We start from the raw sequence: 18,287 nt of genomic DNA, 5'->3' as shown, positions 1-18,287 counted from the left end.
GTGGTCGACGCGTTTCGGGGGAGCGACTTCGTCGGGTTCGCCGCAGTCCAGACCGTGTTCGAGGACTTCGGTTCGAACACCTGGGAGCGCATGCTGGCCAATCACTCCCGCTACGCGCTGGGCATTCCCTTCGGGCACGACGCCGGTGACGAACAGGACGGCGCGGGTTCGGAGCTGATGCGCCGCTACCGCAACGGCGGCACACCCTGGTTCATCCTGATCGATCCCGATGGCAGAGTGGTCTACAACCATTTCCGAATCGACGCCGACAAGCTCGTCACCTTTCTCAAGCGGCTGGAAAACGAACCGGCGGCACCGGAGCCTGGGCCCGACATGTTGACTTGGAAAGGAGTGATTCAACTGGTGGAAACGGGCAACCCGACGCCACCGCGCCGAGTTGAGCGCAGCGAAGCCGAGTGGGCCCAACAGCTGACGCCCGAGCAGTTCCGAATCACGCGGCTCAAGGGCACCGAACGGGCGCACAGCTCCTCGATGTGTACGCTGTTTTCGCCCGGGATCTACCGGTGCGTGTGCTGCGGCACTGAACTATTCGATGCGTCGACCAAATATGACAGCCGCAGCGGCTGGCCCAGCTTCACGCAGGCCATTGCCCCGGGTCTGGTGGGCTATCACGGAGACAACAGCCACGGCATGGTGCGGGTGGAGACGACGTGCAACGTCTGCGACGCCCACCTGGGTCACGTGTTTCCCGACGGACCCAAGCCCAGCGGTCTGCGCTACTGCATCAACGCCCTGGCACTGGAGAAAGCATGAGCAGCGAAAAGGTAGGCTTCGCTGGCAGCAGCCAGGGTCTGCTGGTGGGTGTCTTGGAACGCCCGGACCATGCACCGTTACAAGCCCTGGCGGTGTTTGCCCACTGCTTTACCTGCGGAAAGAACTCTCTCGCCGCGACCCGCATCAGCCGGGCGCTGGCTCAGCAGGGCATCGCCACGCTGCGCTTTGATTTCACCGGTCTGGGCGAGAGCGAAGGCGACTTCGGGCGCGGTGGCTTTTCGTCCAGCGTGGCGGACATTGTGGCGGCGGTGCACTGGATGCAGAGCACGATCGGCATGCCTGCACTGTTGGTCGGACACAGCCTGGGGGGGACGGCGGCCATCGCGGCGGCTGCCCGCCTCGACGGCATACGGGCGGTTTGCACGCTGGGCGCACCCGCGACGGCCGACCATGTGCTTCGTCACTTCGGTCCGACCAAGTCCGAAGAGGATGGGCAGATCCAGGTCGACCTGGGCGGCCGGGCGTTCAGGATCGCGCCGGCCTTCATTGAAGAGCTCCAGGCCCAAGCCCACGAGAACCCGGTCAAGGGGCTTCGCGCGGCCTTGCTGGTTATGCACGCGCCAAGTGACGCGGTGGTGGACATCGGCGAGGCACAGGACCTGTTCAAGGCGGCCAGACATCCTAAGAGTTTCATCAGCCTGGACGATGCGGACCATCTGCTCACGCGCCCGGCCGATGCGCAGTATGCGGCTGACCTGATTGGCGCCTGGGCCTCGCGGTTTCTGCCGATGCGAGCCGAGCGAAACGATGCGCCGTCGGACCTTCGTGCGGGCGAGGTGTGGGTGGGGGAGCACGATCACGCCTTCTGGCGATCGATGCGAGCAGGTCCGCACCACCTCGACGCCGATGAGCCCAAGGAAGTGGGTGGTGGCGAACGCGGGCCCGATCCTTATGAACTTCTGCTGATGTCGCTGGGCGCCTGCACGTCCATGACATTGCGCCAGTACGCCAAGCGAAAAGGCTATGCGCTCAAGGATGTCCAGGTCAGGTTGCGTCATGAGCGCGCGCACGCGACCGATTGCCAGGAGTGCGGGGATCGCTCGGGACAGGTTGACCACGTCACGCGGCAGCTCCTGCTGAGCGGACCGTTGAGTGAAAGCCAGCGACAGGACCTGTTGCGCATCGCCGATCGTTGCCCCGTGCATCGAACGCTGGAGAACCATCCGGTGATCACCACCACACTGATTCGGGACTGATCCCAACCACACACAAACGAAGGAGACGGAGCATGAGAGCCATCTGGAAAGGCACCACCATCGCTGAGAGCGATGACATCGTGGAAGTTGAAGGCAACGCCTATTTCCCACACGACGCGTTGCGCCCGGAACATTTCAAACCAAGCGATACGCACACCACCTGTCCATGGAAGGGGCGGGCCAGCTACTACGACGTCGTGGTCGGCGAAGACGTGAACGCTGACGCGGCGTGGTACTACCCGTCGCCCAAGGCTGGTGCGGAGGCGGTGACCGGCAGGGTGGCGTTCTGGCGCGGTGTCGAGGTGCGGCCATGAGCGGGGAACAGAGGTTCGACGCGATCGTGATCGGAGCCGGTCAGGCCGGTCCCTTTCTGGGCGCGACACTCGTTGCCCGGGGTATGAAGGTGGCGCTCATCGAGGAGCGTGACCTGGGTGGTACCTGTGTCAATCGGGGCTGCACCCCAACCAAGACCCTACGCAAGTCGGCTCGTGTGGCTCACATGGCGCGCCGGGCCAGCGAATTCGGTGTGCAAACCGGGTCGGTCCAGGTCAACTTCAGGGCAGCGATGGAGCGCATGCAACGCCGGGTGGAGGAGGCTCGCTCTGGCCTGCAGGCCTGGCTGGGCCAGTTGGAAGGACTCACCATCATCAAGGCGCGCGGTCGCCTGGCGGGCCGTGAAGGCGAACAGTTCGTGGTGCTGGCCGGCGAGCATCAGCTGGTGGCGCCCAAGGTGGTGCTGAACACCGGCACACGTCCCTTTGTTCCGCCGGTGCCTGGGCTGGACGAGCTGCCGTTCCTGGACAACGAACGGCTGTTGGCGCTGCGTGAATTACCGTCCAGGCTGGTGATCATCGGCGGTGGATACATCAGCCTGGAGATGGCTCAGATCTTTCGGCGGCTGGGAAGTGAGGTTGCCATTCTGGAAACAGGGCCCCGCCTCACGGCCCGCGAGGACGAGGACATTGCAGCCGCTGTGACCGGAATGCTGACAGCGGAAGGCATCGAAGTGAACACCGGCGTGCGCATTGAGCGGGTCGGCAAGGCGGACAACGACGCTGGCGTGCGGGTGCAGTTGGCTGGTGGCCGCAGCGTGGATGGCAGCCACCTGCTGGTGGCCACCGGGCGAATACCGAACACCGACTGTCTGGGCCTGGAAACGGTGGGCCTGGAGGTCAGTGCGCGAGGCTACCTGGTCACCAACGACCGGCTCGAAACCGCGGTTCCCGGCATCTGGGCGCTGGGTGACATCAATCAGCGCGGGGCCTTTACCCACACCAGCTACCACGATCAGGACATCGTGGCGGAGAACCTGGCCGGAGGGCAACGCAGCGCCGCCGCGCGCGTCGGCATTTATGCCATGTTTACCGATCCTCCGCTGGCCCACGTCGGTCTTTATGAGGCCGACGCGCGAAAACTCGTGACCGAAGGGCGACGCATTTCCCAGGCGGTTCACGCCATGAAGGACGTCAGTCGCGCGAAGGAAGAAGGCGAAACCGTGGGCAAGATCAAGCTCCTCATCGATGAGGACAGTGGTCATTTCCTCGGAGCGACCATGCTCGGGATCCAGTCGGACGAGATCATTCAGGCGATCGGTCTGGTGATGGCCAGTGGCGGCACCTGGAAGTTGGTCCGGGATGCATTGCCCGTTCACCCGACGGTCACCGAGTTCCTGCCCACCATCATTGATCGACGCAAGCCCTTGACCGCAAGTTCTGGGTGAGCCGGAGGACCCACACCATGCCCATCAACCGCTCATTCAGCGGCCGCAATCGCGATGTCCACAACCACGGCGGTCGACTTCCGCCAGGACAGTCCCTGACGGAAGGTTTTCCCGTGCTGACTGCGGGCCCCACCCCAAAAGCCTTGGCGCTTGGCGATTGGCGCTTGACCTTGAAGGTCGGTGTGCGGCCGGTTCGCGTTTGGACCTGGAGCGAATTCCAGGCCCTGCCCCAGACCGAGCAGGTGGTCGATATCCATTGCGTTACCACCTGGTCGAAATTCGACACCCGCTGGCGCGGTGTGACGTTGGACACCTTGTTGCAGGCGGCCGGACTGGAAGCGCCCACGCCTTGGGTGTTGGCGCATTCTCAGGACGGCTACTCCACCAACGTGCCGTTGGCCGATCTGACACAAGGGCGCGCAATGATCGCAACGCACTACGACGACCGACCGCTCGCGCCCGAGCACGGGGGACCGGCACGCCTGTTGGTGCCGCATCTCTACTTCTGGAAGTCGGCCAAGTGGGTCAATGCGCTGCAGTTCAACGAGCGCGACGAGGCCGGGTTCTGGGAACTGCGGGGCTATCACATGCGAGGCGACCCTTTCAAGGAAGAGCGCTATGGATGAGGCTGTTGGTCAACACCGGCTGAGCTGGCAGACCGCACGCATCGATGCGTTGCAGGCACTGACTCCACGCGTCATGCGGGTGGTGCTGCGTCCTGACAGATGGGTTCGCCCGAGGCCGGGCCAGCATTTGGATGTCCGACTGACAGCGGAAGACGGCTATCAGGCACAACGGAGCTATTCACTCCTCTCACCTCCTCAACGTACCGGGCTCTATGAGCTTGGCATTGAGCGTTTGGACGATGGCGAAGTATCCACCTGGTTTCACGACAAGGCCCAGCACGGCGAAACGATTGAAGTCCTCGGACCGGTTGGAGGTCATTTTGTGCTTGACGAGTCGAACACACGACCAGCCTTGCTGATTGGGGGAGGATCTGGCGTCGTTCCCCTTTTGTCCATGGCAGCGCAACGCGTGGGTGCATACAGCCAAGCGCATACAACGCTGTTGGTTGCCGCACGCCATCTTGACGAAGTGTTGCTCTGGCCCACCCTGCAGCGATGGGAAGCGTTTACGCCGCGGTTTCGCAGCCGACTGGCGCTCTCGCGGGATACCTGTGCCCCGCGCGCACAGGACCACGTTGGCCGCATTGATGGAGCCGATGTTGCTTGGGCATTGCAGCAATTGGGTGATGTGGCGACCGAATCTGCGCAGGTTTTCATCTGCGGGCGTAATGACTTTGTCGAGTCCATCGTTCATATGGTCACCGGGCTAAATGTGCCCGAGGTCTCCATCCGCACCGAGCGCTTCGGAAGTTGACTCTCTTTTTTCTCATCTGCCGTGACACCTGAAGACATCCGCCTAACCCGATACGTCTCTGTCCGTTCGCGCAGCGAACGTCTGTGTGCCCCTCTGAGTGCCGAGGACCATGTTCCCCAACCGGTTTCCGACGTCAGTCCGCCGAAGTGGCACTTGGCCCACACCACGTGGTTCTTCGAGACTTTTGTCCTCGCGAAACAACAGCCGGACTATCGACTGTTCCATCCTCTGTATGGCTACCTGTTCAACAGCTACTACGAATCGGAGGGCGCTCACCTGGCACGCCCGCAGCGAGGGAGCTTGAGTCGCCCGACGGTGGCTGAGGTGATGGCGTATCGCGCGCATGTGGACGAGTCCATGCGCCGTATGCTGAAGGAACCACTGGAGCCCGCGGTCGCGGCCTTGGTAGAGCTGGGCATGCAGCATGAACAACAGCATCAGGAGTTGCTGATCACAGACATCAAGTACATCCTGGGCCACAACCCATTGCATCCGGCGTATGACCCTCTGGGCATCGGTCCCCAAGATGTGACGGCCGAACATGATGGAACCTGCCCACCACTGGACGATTGGCTTAGCGTCGAAGGGCAGACGATTCGCATGGGCCACCAGGGGCCAGGGTTCGCCTTCGACAACGAGTCGCCATCGCATTTGGCGCTCATTCAAGGAGTAGACATCCGTGTGGCGCTAGTCACCAATGATGAATACCTTCAGTTCATGCGCGACGGAGGATATCAGCGCCATTCGCTCTGGCATGCGGAAGGCTGGGACTGGGTGCAAACGCTTAAATTCCGTGCGCCGATGTACTGGCAGCCCGACCCTAACCAGCCTGACGGATGGGGTCATTACACGCTCCAGGGGGTGATGCCGCTGACCAGTCAGGCACCAGTCACGCATGTCAGTTACTACGAGGCACACGCTTTCTGCGATTGGGCGGGGTGGCGATTGCCCACCGAGTTCGAGTGGGAAGCAGCGGCAAGCCGGTTCGACTGGGGGCGTCGATGGGAATGGACGCGCAGTGCCTATCAGCCCTATCCCGGTTTTGCCCGCAGCGAGGGCGCAGTGGGCGAATACAACGGGAAGTTCATGGTGAACCAGCAGGTCTTGCGCGGAGCGTCCTGGGCCACATCGCCGGGCCACGCCCGTTTGACATACCGGAACTTCTTTCACGCTCCGTTGCGTTGGCAGTTCACGGGCATCCGTCCTGTTCGCTCGCGGGAGTCCGCATGACTGATCGGGACAGACTGACGGAGCATGTTCTGCAAGGGTTGACGCGACCACAGAAGGCGCTCTCATCCGCTTGGTTCTACGACGATGAGGGCTCGCGCCTGTTTCAGCAGATCATGGCGCTGCCCGAGTACTACCTCACACGCCTTGAGCACGAGCTGCTGCGCTCACGCGCGGATGAGCTTTCCCGGTGGATAGATCCTCGGTGCAGCCCGATCGATCTGATTGAACTGGGCAGCGGCGACGGGGCCAAAACGCTGTCGCTGTGCCAGGCACTGGCGCAACGTGAAGTGGATTGCATCTACAGGCCTATGGATGTGTCCGCACACGCCCTAGCGGATCTGAGCCGCCGCTTTGACACGTACCTCCCCCGCATGGCCATCGAACCGGTGCTGGGAGACTATTTCGAGCATTGGCCTCAGATTGCCGAAGGGCGACGCCAGGTTGCAATGTTGCTGGGCAGCAATCTGGGCAACCTCGACGAACACGGTGCCGTCAAGCTGCTGCAGCGGGTGCATTCGCATTTGCGCCCGGGTGACCTTGTGCTGCTTGGTCTGGATCTGGTCAAGGACCCGGCCATGTTGCGCGCAGCATACGACGATTCACAGGGCGTGACCGCTGCGTTCAATTTGAATCTGCTGACGCGGTTGAATCGCGAGTTGGGCATGGACTTCGATCTGACGAAATTTCGGCACTACGCCAGCTACTGTCCGCTGGAACACGTGGCCAGAAGCTTTCTGGTGAGCCAAGTTGACCAGGTGGTCCACAGCAGAACCCTTGACCGAGGGTTTGTATTCCATGCCGGGGAGACCATCTATACAGAGCAATCCCAGAAATACTCCCTGGCTTCAATCGAACACCTCGCACGCCGAAGCGGGTTTGACAACACCTGCACCCTGACCGACCCCCGAGGCTGGTACGCCATCACCGTCTGGCACCGGCTACCGTTCACCCCAACGCAACAAACGTCGACCTGAAAAAGGAGTCCTAATGAGCAACAAGACCCATCTGCGCCAGACCATGCTGGACCTTGCCGAAGGGCGCCTGCGGTTTGCTGAACAGACCTATGCGCAATACCTGGTCGGTGCGGCGGGCCGCGGAGATGAACCCAGTGAAAGCGATGCGGCGTCGCGGGCCGTCAACAATGCCGCTCTGGCGCAGGCGTTCGAATGCCCCATTCACGATCATCAGGAGGCCCTGGAAGTCTTACGTCAGATCGATTTCGGTCCCCGGGATTCGGTGGAGACAGGCGCCGTGGTTCGCATCGACGGGCGTTGGTTCGTGATTGCGGTTGCTAGCGATGCCTTCCAGTGCGACGGCAACACCTACATGGGAATTTCCACCCAGGCGCCCATCTACGCAGCGATCGCAGATGCCCGAGCCGGTGATGTTGTCAGCTTCCGGCAACGCGAACTGCACATAGAGGAAGTCTTGTGATGCACCTCATTCGAGTCTGAACGATGGGCGGCACGCTGCGCGACTTGGTCCGGCGCTTTCATGGCACAGGTCGACTTGGTGCCATCGTTCTGCGCCCGGATCGCCTCAAGGACGCTGTGTCCGTGCAGGAGGCCAGGGCCGAACCGGGTCTCGGGCTGATTGGCGATCACCGCTCCCTGCGGCTTCGTCAGTCGGATGCGCAACGCCATCGCGAGCTGAGTCTGATCCAGGCTGAGCACCTCAGCTTGCTCGGGGTCTGGACGGGGCAAGCCCCAATTGCCCCGGAGCGTTTGCGGCGCAACCTCGTGATCTCGGGGATCAACATCGCCGCGATGCATTCACCTTTCCGGGAAGAGCGCTTTGTCTGGCGAATTGGCGGTTCGGTCCGCATTGAAATCACGGGGCCATGTCCTCCTTGTTCACGCATGGAGGACGAGCTCGGTGAAGGCGGTTACGCCGCGCTGCGTGGTCACGGGGGCGCCACGGCACGGATCGTCGTAGGTGGCGTGCTACGGGTTGGAGATACCGTTAACCTTGACGTTGAATCCACCGTGGGCTGAGAGCCATGATCGAAGCAGAGCGTACGCCTGGGTTCCTCCATCTTCTCCAGATGACCGGCGGTGCGTCGTGGTTGCACATGTGCATCCACCACCGCGAGACGGAAGGTTTTCTCTCGAGCGCGACCGGCCTGGACAAGCTGATCGCCGCAGCGATGGTCTCTGAAGATACCCGGTCGCGGTTGCGCGTCCACGGGCAGGGTGTGATGGTTCTGCTCAAAGCGATGCATCTGAGAGCTGATGGAGTGGGGCATCCAGAGGACATGGTGTCCATGCGAATCTGGATTGATGAGCGTCGGGTTATCACGACCCGCGAGGAGGATGTGGATCCCATCCTCGAACTTGCAGAAGACATCTCTCAGGGGCGCGGCCCTGCAACGCCAGGTGACTTCCTTTGCGATCTCATCGAAGAGCACCTCGCGGAAGTTTCCGAGCAGGTCGAGATGCTGGAGGATGGGGTGGATCTGATCGGCGGCCTTCTGGTTCAGCACCAGACGGAAGCGGCATGCCCGAGCATGGCCAATACCCAGACCGCGATCTCTGGCTTTCTTCGTCATCTTGGCCCCCAGCGAGCCGTTCTTCAAACGTTGACAACTCTCGTCGTCCCGCCGCTGAATATAAATCACCGAGGCCGACTGGAGGAGCACCTGAACCAGCTGTTGCGGTTGCTCGAAACGCTGGAGAATTTGCGTGACCGTATCGATATCCTCAGTGACCAGGCAAACCGCATTCAGGAGCGACAGCTGAATCAAAGCTCTTATGTTTTTGCCGTGGTATCCACAATCTTCTTGCCCTTGAACTTTGTCACTGGCCTGTTTGGCGCCAATCTTCTGGGACTGCCGTTCGCAGATGCCACCAATGGCTTCTGGGTGTTGGTAGGTCTTTGCTTACTAATGAGTGTTGGGTTGGTAGCGGTCTTTCGCTGGTTCAAATGGCTTTAGTAGACGGTTTGTGGACTGTTTGAGATGTATCTTCGGAGCCGTCCATCAAGGACGGGTGCGCTGTTAGGAAAAACGATACGTGCCTGTTGATTCATCAGCACAACTGAGCCAGTGATCACGTCGAATACTGAGCCACTGGGTTGATGGATGTTCTGGCTACTCGGTTGTGGATAAGTCTATCGGGTCTGCTGCTTTTCGATCTCCTTTCTGAGCTTTTGCACGTGGCTTGGACGGTGCCGCGCCAGCGGCACTGGAGTGCTTGAATCGCCAGCTCTCATTGCCTGTCTCCACGATGTGGCAGTGGTGCGTGAGGCGGTCGAGCAAGGCGGTTGTCATCTTGGCGTCGCCGAAGACGCTGCTCCATTCCGAGAAGGTGAGGTTGGTGGTGATCACCACGCTCGTTCGCTCGTAGAGCTTGGAGAGCAGGTGGAACAGCATCGCACCGCCCGACTGCGTGAACGGCAGGTAGCCCAGTTCATCCAGGATCACCAGATCGACGTACATCAGCCGGTGTGCCAACTGCCCGGACTTGTTGGGGTCTCCTCGTTTTCAGTGCAATAAGTGACGGTACGAAAAGCTAGCACTGGCGCGGAGGTGGTGTTGGTAGATCGTTGATTTCATTGACTTTCCTGTTCACTTTCAAATCTGCGATTCGTGGCGTCAAACCGTGGTCGGTTTCATCCATTGGTGCCAGTTATCGATGCATTTGGCCGCGAAGGCAGGATTTGGTCAGCATAGCGGTCAACCGGGAAGCGAAACACACCCCGCAAGTTGATGCTCTCCAGCCTGGTGGGCGCAATCTTCCCGATCAGTTCCGGTGGAATGACCTGGCGGCGGTTCGACCAGCGATCCAGGACCGCCTGCATCTGTGAGGTATTCCACGCCATCACGATGTTGGCCATCAGGCTCAACGCATCGGCCACAGCCTGCATTTCATCGACACGTTTGGCCTGCGCCGGGCTGATCCGGCCGGTATAAATGGCGCGCTTGAGGGCGTTAACAGCCTCGCCCCGATTGAGCACCCGGCGCAACTCGTTCCTGAAAGCGTCCTTGACAAAGTAGTCAGCCAAAAACGCCGTACGCAGCAACCGCCCCAATTGCACGCCAGCCTCATAGATTGGATCGCCCTGGGCGGCAGAACCGAACCGCGCAAGAGCTGCCACCGCACTGGCATGTCCGCTCATGACCGAGGCTGCCAGGTGCACCAGACTATCCCAATGCTTTTCGATCAAAGCGACGTCGACATTGGCTTCGCACACCGCAGCGATTTCTGCGGGCACTTTGGTGCCGCGTGGCACAAAGAGGTGGCGCTGTTTGAGTTCCTTCAACCGCGGGCAAAGATCAAAACCAAGCAAACGGGCATGTGACATGGCAAAGTCGGTGTAGCCATGGGTATCCACAGCAAGCTGGCTGGTCTCCAGCTTTTCTTGGCGGATGACACCTTCAATGGCCACGCCCGCCTGGCGCTCATTGAGCACAAAGGGCTGCGCATGGAAGATGCCCCACCGGTCTTTTACATGGGAGTAGATTCCAATGGAAGGTGTGTTGCGCCGAGGATCAAGCCGGGCTTGCCACACCCGTTTGGTGGTCTCCATGCTCATCATGTCAGAAGATGCCAAATCGGACCGCCCCCAGGTGGCGGCAATCGGGTGTCGCTGCATGAATTCCAGCACAGCCTGGCAGGCCTGGCTCAGACGCCGTTCGTCCCGCGCCCAGCGCATGGCCTGGCGAATGCTGGTGGCAGACAATTGCGGAATCATGCGCGCGCATTCGACCGCAGTCAGACTGGTGCCGTGGGCCATGATGCCGGCATAGACCATCAGCAGCTCGTCGGTAGAGCGCGGCTCACGTCCGAGCATGATCCAGCTAAAGCGCACCTGGGCGTCAACGGCCAGAATCACTTCCGGCAATTGAACCTCACCGATGCGGTGATCCAAAGCCGCGCGCAGCTTGGTCACTTCTGGGTCTTCGTCCTCTGCGGGCAATGGCGACAAATGGAGTTCATCATCCACGCGCAGTACGCCACTGCGGGCTGCAGCGGCCACCGCATCGACACCGGCAGTTACTCTGGCCAGCAAAGGCTTCAAGAAAGTGGCAGCCTTGCTGGGTAACGATAGACGGGCATAGTGTTTCTTGGACTCTGCCTGCCAACGCTCGTCCGTGAAGAACAAGCGCGCACGACCCCGAAAGCTCAGGCTGTGCTCAATCCAGACCGAGCCATTGCGCACCGCGCGGCGCAGGGCAAACAGGGTGGCCACCTCCAACGCCTGAAACGCCCGTTCCCGGTCTGGGCTGGAGATCGAAACCTGCCAGATCATTCCCAGACTTGGTGCCACCACTTCAACTGGCAGCTTTCTGGATCCTTTGAGATATAAAGCTTGCAGCTTGGCAAGGTACTCGATGGCAGGATGCTCGCCGGTGGCCTGCCAGGGCAGCTTTGCAATGGCGACGAGCAACGACCGCACGGGGCGAATTCCATCAATCAATCCCTCGCGGACCAGGGAGGCCCTGCTCGGTGGTTTGCGTTTCTGGGTTTCGGTGATCAAGGCTTCAAGACGGGCACGCAACTCAGCATCTGGCACCGCACCTTGCGCGCTCAAGGCAACAAGTTCGCCGAGCAGCGTTTTGTACATTGCGGCCCAATTGACGGTAGCGGGGACATCGGCGGCAGCCTGACGCCACAGATCGGCGATCCGGCGCTGCACCATAAGGATCAACTGGTCTGTGGTGGTGAACAGGCAATACCGAAGAAAGCATGCGACCTCCACGGTGCGCGCTGGCTCTTTGATCTTGGCTCCGGCTGAGGGCGGCCTGGAGACAAGTCGGCGCGCGTAGCGGCGCAAGATGAGATCGGGGATGTCTGCCAGGTGCTTATGAACGTCCAGCGTGTAAAGCAGGTCGATGCGCTCCAGTACCTCGCTGATTTGGCGGGTTGAGTGTTTCGCCGGTGCAGCCCATAGCCAACTCTGCTGGGTTTGTCCATCTGGGCGCAGCTCTGAAACTGAGGCTCGCCAGCGATCAAGTGTTGCTGGATCAACGCTGGCGGCGATGGCGGTGCCTGTTTCAACTTCCAGCTGGGCAAGTGCCGCCGCAATCAGTGTCCGAATTGCCCGCCCGTGCACGATCACCAGCTTGTTCTTGTACAGCCATTGACGCGCCCGCACGAGTAGCTGATCGCGGTCGGCGCAGCGCGCCACTTCGTCGCGCAGTTCACGTACCAGTGAGCGGCGCTGGTGCTCGCTCATCCACTGGAATCCAAGGACCGTGCAGGCTACTTGTTGGTGATCGAATAGCGTGCGCCCGCGTTCATACATGGCTCTCAGCGAGGCGACTTCTGGTGCTGCAATGCCAAGCTCGTTGCCAAGGTGGCGCCACAAGGCTACTGGAATTACCCGAAAGGCACCGAGCAAACGCCCACTCATGCGCAGGAAACCAATATGGAGCGCCAGACCAAGCTTGTGGGAATCACCTCGGCGTGCATTGATTGCGTCGCGCTCGGCACCATCGAAGGTGAAAAATGCCTTCATCTCGAAGTCGCTGATATCGCGGGGGAGCCCACGCATCCCCAAAAACGTTGTGTGCCAACCCTGCATCGTGAACCTCAAAAGTGGGAGGCCACCATACCCGTTTACAAAGCGAACAGGAAAGTCAATGAAATCAACGGTCTACCCAGACCACCCCCGCGCCAGTGCTAGCTTTGCGTACCGTCACTTATTGCACTGAAAACGAGGAGACCCCAGCTACGGACCGCATCCATGTCAGGAGTTGCATGGGAGCCTGGGGATTGTGCTTCCCGGCGACCTGAGGCGCGCGCCAGCGCATAGACGCTGAGTGCGCGCACGGTCACCGTACCGCTGGAGCGAGCACGCCTCTGGCAGCCGTGGCCCGCAGCCGCCCAAGGGCAAACGGCGGCGCACACAGTACTCAGCGATCGAACTGCAGGAAACTCTCGACGTTCGCATTCAGCTCTTTCACAAGAGTCTGAGCATCATCGACGATGCGCTGTAGTGAAGCGCCGCCATCCATGTAGACCCTCATGGACACCAGTTGGAGCAGGCTAAGACCGATTCGGCGCAGATCGGCCAGCGTGCTTTCCGGCACAACAGACAGCCTGAAATAGGTCCAAGTGGCGATTTGCTGGCCGATGCCATAGGTTTCCTGCTGGGCTTTCTCGACACGCCCATCGAAGATCTCTTTGTTGGCACGGTCCCACATTTGGGTCAACTTGCGGGCAAGTTTGGCAATCGCCTCCAGGACTTTTCGCTGTGTCTCATCGCTGACCTCGATAGGATCGACCAGATCGCGCATCAACTCCGCAGCAGCGAAGCCTGCGGAGTTGCACACGTCGTTGAAGTTTTCCCCTTCGCCGAGGTAGTGCCGGAACTGTGCGACTTCATCGAGCTTCTCAGCTGTGGCTTCCAACCGTTCATTGACGTGGCTCTCAATGGCCCAGTCGGAGACGGACAGGTCGCGCAGCTTTGACGCATAGACCTCCGCATCTGCCGACCAATCTTCAATCCAGGGTTTCAGGCTTCGCATCTCGGAGTCCGTATCGCTCCAGCGTCGCACGTTGGCGAGCACGTCGGCCAGCGCAGACAGCTCCGGATGATTCTTGGGTCCTTCGGCGGCCTCCCCGGGCATGGAAGCTGTCAAGGCAGCGCGAACCTCTGAGGCCGTCGCCGGTCGGTAGACCGTGCCGTGCCGGATGTACGCGCGCGAATCCACGTAGTACAGAGGCTCTGAACCCTTCTCGACAGTGATGACGAGAACGCCGAGCCCATTTGCCGATGTCCAGCCGATCTGCGGGCGGACGGGGGGATCGATGATCTGGCAAACGCCCACGATCCTTCTGCCGAGATCATCTCGAACCGCTGGGTCATGTGCATTTTCGACTCCTGGAATCGAGCCGTCGTCTGCCACTCCAAGAAGGAGTCGGCCCCCGCTGCTGGAAGCGAAAGCCGCGATTTCCTTGGCAAGATCCCGCACCTGCTTTGGCAGCTCTCGCTTGAATTCCACAGTCTCGCTCTCACCGCCCTGAGCAAGCCGAGGAATATCTTCAGATAGCTGGGCGTCCGCCCACGGTTCGATGGTCATAGCGATATCATGCCCGCGCCTCGAAAGATCTCCACGAATTCCCGAGCTCCCTGCAGCAGCTGGCGCACGCCCACGTCGCGTGATTGCTTTGACTTTGAGTAATCGCTGGTGTGTGCACCATAAACGTATCAGCGCGCCTGCGGGCCTGCGGCAGTTTGACCGAACAGAAGCTTCTTGCCCTCCTCCGTCACCGCAGGACGCGATGCGAAAGGCTCGCCGCGCGCATAGGCCCTGATCGTCGCGGGACGATTGCGAATCGCATCAAACCACCGCCGCAGACTGGGGAACTCGTCGAGTTCCTGCTGCTGGCGCTTCCACGGCACCACCCAGGGGTAGGTCGCCATGTCCGCGATCGAATAGGTTTCACCTGCGAGATATTCCTGCACGGCCAGGCGTCGGTCGAGCACACCGTACAGGCGATTGGTCTCGTTGACGTAGCGCGTGATGGCATAGGGGATCTTCTCGGGCGCATAGATGCCAAAGTGATGGTTCTGACCGGCCATGGGGCCGAGTCCACCGACCTGCCAGAAGAGCCATTCCAGCACCGCCTTGCGCTCACGCAGGTCGGTCGGCATGAAGCGACCCGTTTTCTCCGCAAGATAGACCAGGATGGCGCCCGATTCAAAGACGGTCACGGGCTCCCCGCCGTCGACCGGCTGCATGTCGATGATCGCAGGCATCCGGTTGTTCGGCGAGAACGCGAGGAACTCAGGCTTGAACTGGTCGCCCGCACTGATGTCGACAGGATGAATGCGGTATTCGAGGCCAGCCTCCTCCAGAAACATCGTGACCTTGTGGCCATTGGGCGTGGGCCAATAGTAGAGGTCGATCATTTGCGACTCCGTCGTTGAGATGTGCCGGCGCCATCGAGCAGCGCCAATGCGGGCCGGACAAGCCCACGCAGCAATTCCGGTTCTGGCCGCGATCGCGCGAGGACGCGCAGCCCCATTAGCAAGCCGAGCAGCATCCGGGCGAGATCATCGGCCGGCAACGTGATGTTGATCGCGCCGGCATCTTGGCCGGCCTTGACGCAACGGTAGAAGAAGGCCTCCATGTCGCGCAAGACAGCGGCCAGTGCAGCCTGAAACTCCGCGTCGTGAGGTGCCAGCTCCAGTGCCGAGTTCACGATCAGGCATCCCTTGCGCTGGTCGTCGGCCAGCGACAATTCGATGATCTCATCGAAGAACGCACCGATGGCCGCACGAGGTGCCAACTGGGACTCGAAGCGCCGGACCCGATCGCAAAAGCCTCGCTCGACATAGTGTTCGAGCGCCTGCCGGTACAGCGTGCGTTTGTCGCCAAACGTGTTGTACAGACTGGGGCCGGCGATACCCATCGCGTCGGCCAGGTCCCGCACCGAGGTGGCTTCGTAGCCCCTCGACCAGAAGCATTGAATCGCGGCATCGAGGGCCACTGCTTCGTCAAACTCTCTGGGGCGCGCCATGATCGTTCCTGGATCGGTTCGTGGTTGGCTTCGTGAGTGGATGCGGTGCTTGATGCCGCGTCGTCACAATGCGCTGTGGTCCTTGACCGCCTCTTCCAGCGCGCTCTTGAGCGTCAGGAATCTCGCATCGACCGCTACCGGATCGTTACGGTTGAGCGCAATCATCTGGGCTCTCGCCTCCCCGCCCCGGATGACCTCGAAAGCGTTCGCCTCGATCCCGGCGACGATGGCATCGGCCACCGCAGAAGCAGGCTCGCGCGAAAACCCCAGTTCGGGACCAGCGCGATTCGACTTCATCATCGGCGTGTCCGTGCCTCCAGGATAGGCCGTCAACACATGAATGCCTTCGCCCTTGAGCTCGCGCCTGAGCGCCTCGCCAAAGCGAGCCAGACCTGCTTTCACCGCGGCATACGTTGCATAGAAGGGTGCGCCGACCAGGGCAATGCCGGAGGCGACATTCACCACCATGGCATCTCCGCTGGCCCGCAGAGCGGGGAGCGCCGCGCGGGTCAACAAGACTGGCGCGAGCAAGTCGACGATCACCATCTGCTCGATATCGGCTTCCGTGGTGTTCTCCAGCCGGCCAGCCCGCACGCCGCCGGCGTTGTTGACGAGGATGTCGAGTCCGCCCAGCGTCTGTATCGCCTGGTCCAGCGTGGCCGCGCGTCCCTCGGGACTTCCCACGTCAGCGCAGACGCCCGTCGCCGAGTCAAGGCTGCGCAGTGCATCGTCCAGGACGCTTCTGCGCCTTCCGGTGATGACCACCCTGGCGCCTCGCGCGATCAGCGCATGGGCCAGCGCGAGGCCGATCCCGCTCGATCCGCCCGTGACGAGGACCCGCTTGTTCTTCAGTTCCATTTCAAACTCCTTGCGCCGATGCAGGGGGATAGTTCGACGGGAAGAGCGCACGCTTGGTCTCCTCGTCGTTGATCGCCTTGAACGCATGGCTCTTGGCGAGCGCCCGGGCGCGAGCGACCGCCGGACGCGCATCCACGCCTGCGAACCACCGCTTCAGTTCGGGAAAGGGCCCCAGAGGATCCTCGGCGCCCTTGCGCACGCGGGAAGCGCGATCGAGCCAGCCCCAGGCGGAGATGTCGGCGATCGTGAAACCGCTGCCGACGATGAACTCGCGTCCGGACAGGTGATCGTTGAGAACCTGATAGTGCCGCTCCGCCTCGCGGCGGTAACGATTGGCCGCGTAGTCCAAGCCCTCGGGCGCGGCGAACTGGAAGTGCACCGCCTGCCCGGAGAACGGCCCCAATCCCGAGGCGATGAAGAGCAGCCAGGACAGCAACTCCGGCCGATCCTCGGACGTGCCCAGAAGCTGGCCGGTCTTTTCCGCCAGATAGATCAGGATGGCGGTCGAGTCGAAGACCCTGACTTCGTTGCCGCCCGGCCCCTCGGTATCGACGATGGCCGGTACCTTGCCGTTCGGATTGATCGCACGAAAGGCGGGCGCATGCTGCTCGCCCTTGCTTGTGTCGACCGGCAAGGCTTCGTAGGCCAGACCGGTCTCCTCCAGAAAGAGCGCGATCTTTGCGGGGTTGGGGGTCGGATGAAAGTAGAACCGGATCATGGTGTATGCCTCGTGGTTGCGGAAATCGATGGCTTCGCTGCTTTACGGGCAGGACGTGCTGCCAAGAGCACGCCGCCAACAACGACGGCAAGTGCAACGCACTCTCCACCAGACGGCAGCTCTCCAAGTACGGGAATGGCGGCCAGCGAAGCAACGACCGGAATCAGGGCGATGATGGCTGTGGCCGCAGATGGGCCCAGAAGCGCGACAGAGCGATTGAAGGAAACGATCGCAACGCCGCTCATCAGGACGCCCTGATAGACGGCCTGCAAGCCGATCTCGCTGGGTGAGGCCATGGCGAGGCGACTGAGCCCGCCAAAAATATAGATCGGCAGGAAGAGGATGGCCGACCAGAAGCAGATCAGGGCTGCGGCCTGCACAGGTGTCAGGGCGCTGCGCCGAAAAAGCAGCGTGTAGACGGCCCACATGGCAGCGGCAGTCATCAGGGCGATGAGGCCCATCGGGTTCATGCCACCGTGAGCGGAAACACCGCCTGCAACCATGAACACCAGTCCGATGATGATGGCGAGGTAGCCACACCAGCGCGCGCGGCCCTGTTTCTCTTTCAGGAAAATCCACGCGAAGGCGCCGGCGAATACCGGCATCAGGGTCGGCGCTATCGCTGCCGCGCGGCCGGCCGACGTGAGCTGCAGGCCGAGCGCGACCGCCAGGACGAAGGGCAACCCCCAAAGGCAGGCATAGACCAGCCCCTCACGCCATTCCTTGGCTGATAGGCGTCTCTTTCCCCGCAACAGCACTGGAAGAAGAATGACGGCACCGATGCCGAACCGCAGCGCGGTCACATCCCACAGGCGAAGTTCGCGCGTGACACTGAAGCGCGTCACGACGAACCAGCCCGCAAAGATCGTGACGCTGAGCCCGGCCCAGCAGAATCCGCGCAAGACGTTCCGGGATGATCT

18 protein-coding genes and 1 pseudogene are annotated in these 18,287 nt (G+C 61.3%); 11 read left to right on the top strand and 8 right to left on the bottom strand.

Translation table 11 applies throughout. The features are described 5' to 3' along the window. Positions 1-333 precede the first annotated feature (333 nt). Genes msrB through NGK62_RS06835 form a run of 11 tightly spaced genes read left to right on the top strand, consistent with a single transcriptional unit; the run spans position 334 to position 9,253 of the window. Positions 334-774 carry a peptide-methionine (R)-S-oxide reductase MsrB gene (msrB, locus tag NGK62_RS06885; protein WP_034054008.1) on the top strand — a complete coding sequence of 147 codons (441 nt, stop codon included), beginning with the start codon at positions 334-336 and terminating at the stop codon, positions 772-774. Further along, a complete protein-coding gene (locus NGK62_RS06880; protein ID WP_008647313.1) occupies positions 771-1,991 on the top strand; it encodes a bifunctional alpha/beta hydrolase/OsmC family protein in 1,221 nt (406 codons plus the stop codon). The genes msrB and NGK62_RS06880 overlap by 4 nt, the downstream gene beginning before the upstream one ends. Then, entirely contained in the window at positions 1,928-2,305 is a 378-nt protein-coding gene (locus tag NGK62_RS06875) for a DUF427 domain-containing protein (RefSeq protein WP_487300239.1), read from the top strand. Before NGK62_RS06880 ends, NGK62_RS06875 begins: the two co-directional genes overlap by 64 nt. After that, on the top strand, positions 2,302-3,711 hold the full coding sequence (locus NGK62_RS06870) for a mercuric reductase (protein WP_034053982.1): 1,410 nt from the start codon (positions 2,302-2,304) through the stop codon (positions 3,709-3,711). Before NGK62_RS06875 ends, NGK62_RS06870 begins: the two co-directional genes overlap by 4 nt. A gap of 17 nt (positions 3,712-3,728) precedes the next feature. Then, positions 3,729-4,337: a sulfite oxidase-like oxidoreductase gene (locus NGK62_RS06865; RefSeq protein WP_008647302.1), complete on the top strand. Its 609-nt coding sequence runs from the start codon at positions 3,729-3,731 to the stop codon at positions 4,335-4,337. Next, on the top strand, positions 4,330-5,091 hold the full coding sequence (locus NGK62_RS06860; RefSeq protein ID WP_042797684.1) for an FAD-binding oxidoreductase: 762 nt from the start codon (positions 4,330-4,332) through the stop codon (positions 5,089-5,091). The genes NGK62_RS06865 and NGK62_RS06860 overlap by 8 nt, the downstream gene beginning before the upstream one ends. 21 nt (positions 5,092-5,112) lie before the next feature. Continuing rightward, a complete protein-coding gene (gene egtB, locus NGK62_RS06855; RefSeq protein ID WP_197022694.1) occupies positions 5,113-6,321 on the top strand; it encodes an ergothioneine biosynthesis protein EgtB in 1,209 nt (402 codons plus the stop codon). Then, on the top strand, positions 6,318-7,295 hold the full coding sequence (gene egtD / locus NGK62_RS06850; RefSeq protein WP_034053995.1) for an L-histidine N(alpha)-methyltransferase: 978 nt from the start codon (positions 6,318-6,320) through the stop codon (positions 7,293-7,295). Before egtB ends, egtD begins: the two co-directional genes overlap by 4 nt. A 13-nt stretch (positions 7,296-7,308) precedes the next feature. Beyond that, positions 7,309-7,755 carry a hypothetical protein gene (locus tag NGK62_RS06845; protein ID WP_008647292.1) on the top strand — a complete coding sequence of 149 codons (447 nt, stop codon included), beginning with the start codon at positions 7,309-7,311 and terminating at the stop codon, positions 7,753-7,755. Between the two features lie 23 nt (positions 7,756-7,778). Then, on the top strand, positions 7,779-8,315 hold the full coding sequence (locus tag NGK62_RS06840; RefSeq protein ID WP_034054001.1) for an MOSC domain-containing protein: 537 nt from the start codon (positions 7,779-7,781) through the stop codon (positions 8,313-8,315). 5 nt (positions 8,316-8,320) lie between these two features. Next, entirely contained in the window at positions 8,321-9,253 is a 933-nt protein-coding gene (locus NGK62_RS06835; RefSeq protein WP_042797683.1) for a CorA family divalent cation transporter, read from the top strand. A 156-nt stretch (positions 9,254-9,409) separates the two neighbouring features. Here NGK62_RS06835 and NGK62_RS06830 read toward each other — a convergent pair. From NGK62_RS06830 to NGK62_RS06795, 8 genes and pseudogenes are all read right to left on the bottom strand, one after another. Continuing rightward, a pseudogene (locus NGK62_RS06830) lies at positions 9,410-9,784 on the bottom strand (ATP-binding protein); the annotation flags it as partial. 146 nt (positions 9,785-9,930) lie between these two features. Next, positions 9,931-12,846, bottom strand: a complete 2,916-nt coding sequence (locus NGK62_RS06825; RefSeq protein ID WP_251877806.1) for a Tn3-like element IS1071 family transposase — start codon at positions 12,844-12,846, stop codon at positions 9,931-9,933. Positions 12,847-13,177: 331 nt separating this feature from the next. Next, entirely contained in the window at positions 13,178-14,347 is a 1,170-nt protein-coding gene (locus NGK62_RS06820; RefSeq protein WP_013521169.1) for an AlbA family DNA-binding domain-containing protein, read from the bottom strand. 128 nt (positions 14,348-14,475) lie between these two features. After that, positions 14,476-15,180 carry a glutathione binding-like protein gene (locus NGK62_RS06815; RefSeq protein ID WP_013521170.1) on the bottom strand — a complete coding sequence of 235 codons (705 nt, stop codon included), beginning with the start codon at positions 15,178-15,180 and terminating at the stop codon, positions 14,476-14,478. Further along, positions 15,177-15,791, bottom strand: a complete 615-nt coding sequence (locus NGK62_RS06810; protein ID WP_013521171.1) for a TetR/AcrR family transcriptional regulator — start codon at positions 15,789-15,791, stop codon at positions 15,177-15,179. Before NGK62_RS06810 ends, NGK62_RS06815 begins: the two co-directional genes overlap by 4 nt. A 63-nt stretch (positions 15,792-15,854) precedes the next feature. Then, positions 15,855-16,649, bottom strand: coding sequence for an SDR family NAD(P)-dependent oxidoreductase (locus NGK62_RS06805; RefSeq protein ID WP_013521172.1), 795 nt, complete (start codon positions 16,647-16,649; stop codon positions 15,855-15,857). 1 nt (position 16,650) lies between these two features. Further along, the gene (locus NGK62_RS06800; RefSeq protein ID WP_013521173.1) at positions 16,651-17,367 is read right to left on the bottom strand and encodes a glutathione S-transferase family protein; all 717 of its coding nucleotides are present in this window, start codon (positions 17,365-17,367) and stop codon (positions 16,651-16,653) included. Beyond that, complete coding sequence (locus NGK62_RS06795; protein ID WP_249368007.1) at positions 17,364-18,269, bottom strand: DMT family transporter; 906 nt, start codon at positions 18,267-18,269, stop codon at positions 17,364-17,366. The genes NGK62_RS06800 and NGK62_RS06795 overlap by 4 nt, the downstream gene beginning before the upstream one ends. Positions 18,270-18,287 lie beyond the last annotated feature (18 nt).

Origin of the sequence: Achromobacter sp. Marseille-Q4954, assembly GCF_943737025.1 — a bacterium.
In the GTDB taxonomy this organism is placed as follows: domain Bacteria; phylum Pseudomonadota; class Gammaproteobacteria; order Burkholderiales; family Burkholderiaceae_B; genus Achromobacter; species Achromobacter bronchisepticus_A.
This window is presented reverse-complemented; position numbering and strand designations above follow the sequence as displayed.

Excerpts from the sequence above, each read along its gene's own strand:
- msrB (WP_034054008.1), top strand. The coding sequence starts at position 334 with ATGTTGACTTGGAAAGGAGTGATTCAACTGGTGGAAACGGGCAACCCG.
- NGK62_RS06880 (WP_008647313.1), top strand. The coding sequence starts at position 771 with ATGAGCAGCGAAAAGGTAGGCTTCGCTGGCAGCAGCCAGGGTCTGCTG.
- NGK62_RS06870 (WP_034053982.1), top strand. The coding sequence starts at position 2,302 with ATGAGCGGGGAACAGAGGTTCGACGCGATCGTGATCGGAGCCGGTCAG.
- NGK62_RS06865 (WP_008647302.1), top strand. The coding sequence starts at position 3,729 with ATGCCCATCAACCGCTCATTCAGCGGCCGCAATCGCGATGTCCACAAC.
- NGK62_RS06860 (WP_042797684.1), top strand. The coding sequence starts at position 4,330 with ATGGATGAGGCTGTTGGTCAACACCGGCTGAGCTGGCAGACCGCACGC.
- egtD (WP_034053995.1), top strand. The coding sequence starts at position 6,318 with ATGACTGATCGGGACAGACTGACGGAGCATGTTCTGCAAGGGTTGACG.
- NGK62_RS06845 (WP_008647292.1), top strand. The coding sequence starts at position 7,309 with ATGAGCAACAAGACCCATCTGCGCCAGACCATGCTGGACCTTGCCGAA.
- NGK62_RS06840 (WP_034054001.1), top strand. The coding sequence starts at position 7,779 with ATGGGCGGCACGCTGCGCGACTTGGTCCGGCGCTTTCATGGCACAGGT.
- NGK62_RS06835 (WP_042797683.1), top strand. The coding sequence starts at position 8,321 with ATGATCGAAGCAGAGCGTACGCCTGGGTTCCTCCATCTTCTCCAGATG.
- NGK62_RS06825 (WP_251877806.1), bottom strand. The coding sequence starts at position 12,846 with ATGCAGGGTTGGCACACAACGTTTTTGGGGATGCGTGGGCTCCCCCGC.
- NGK62_RS06820 (WP_013521169.1), bottom strand. The coding sequence starts at position 14,347 with ATGACCATCGAACCGTGGGCGGACGCCCAGCTATCTGAAGATATTCCT.
- NGK62_RS06815 (WP_013521170.1), bottom strand. The coding sequence starts at position 15,180 with ATGATCGACCTCTACTATTGGCCCACGCCCAATGGCCACAAGGTCACG.
- NGK62_RS06810 (WP_013521171.1), bottom strand. The coding sequence starts at position 15,791 with ATGGCGCGCCCCAGAGAGTTTGACGAAGCAGTGGCCCTCGATGCCGCG.
- NGK62_RS06805 (WP_013521172.1), bottom strand. The coding sequence starts at position 16,649 with ATGGAACTGAAGAACAAGCGGGTCCTCGTCACGGGCGGATCGAGCGGG.
- NGK62_RS06800 (WP_013521173.1), bottom strand. The coding sequence starts at position 17,367 with ATGATCCGGTTCTACTTTCATCCGACCCCCAACCCCGCAAAGATCGCG.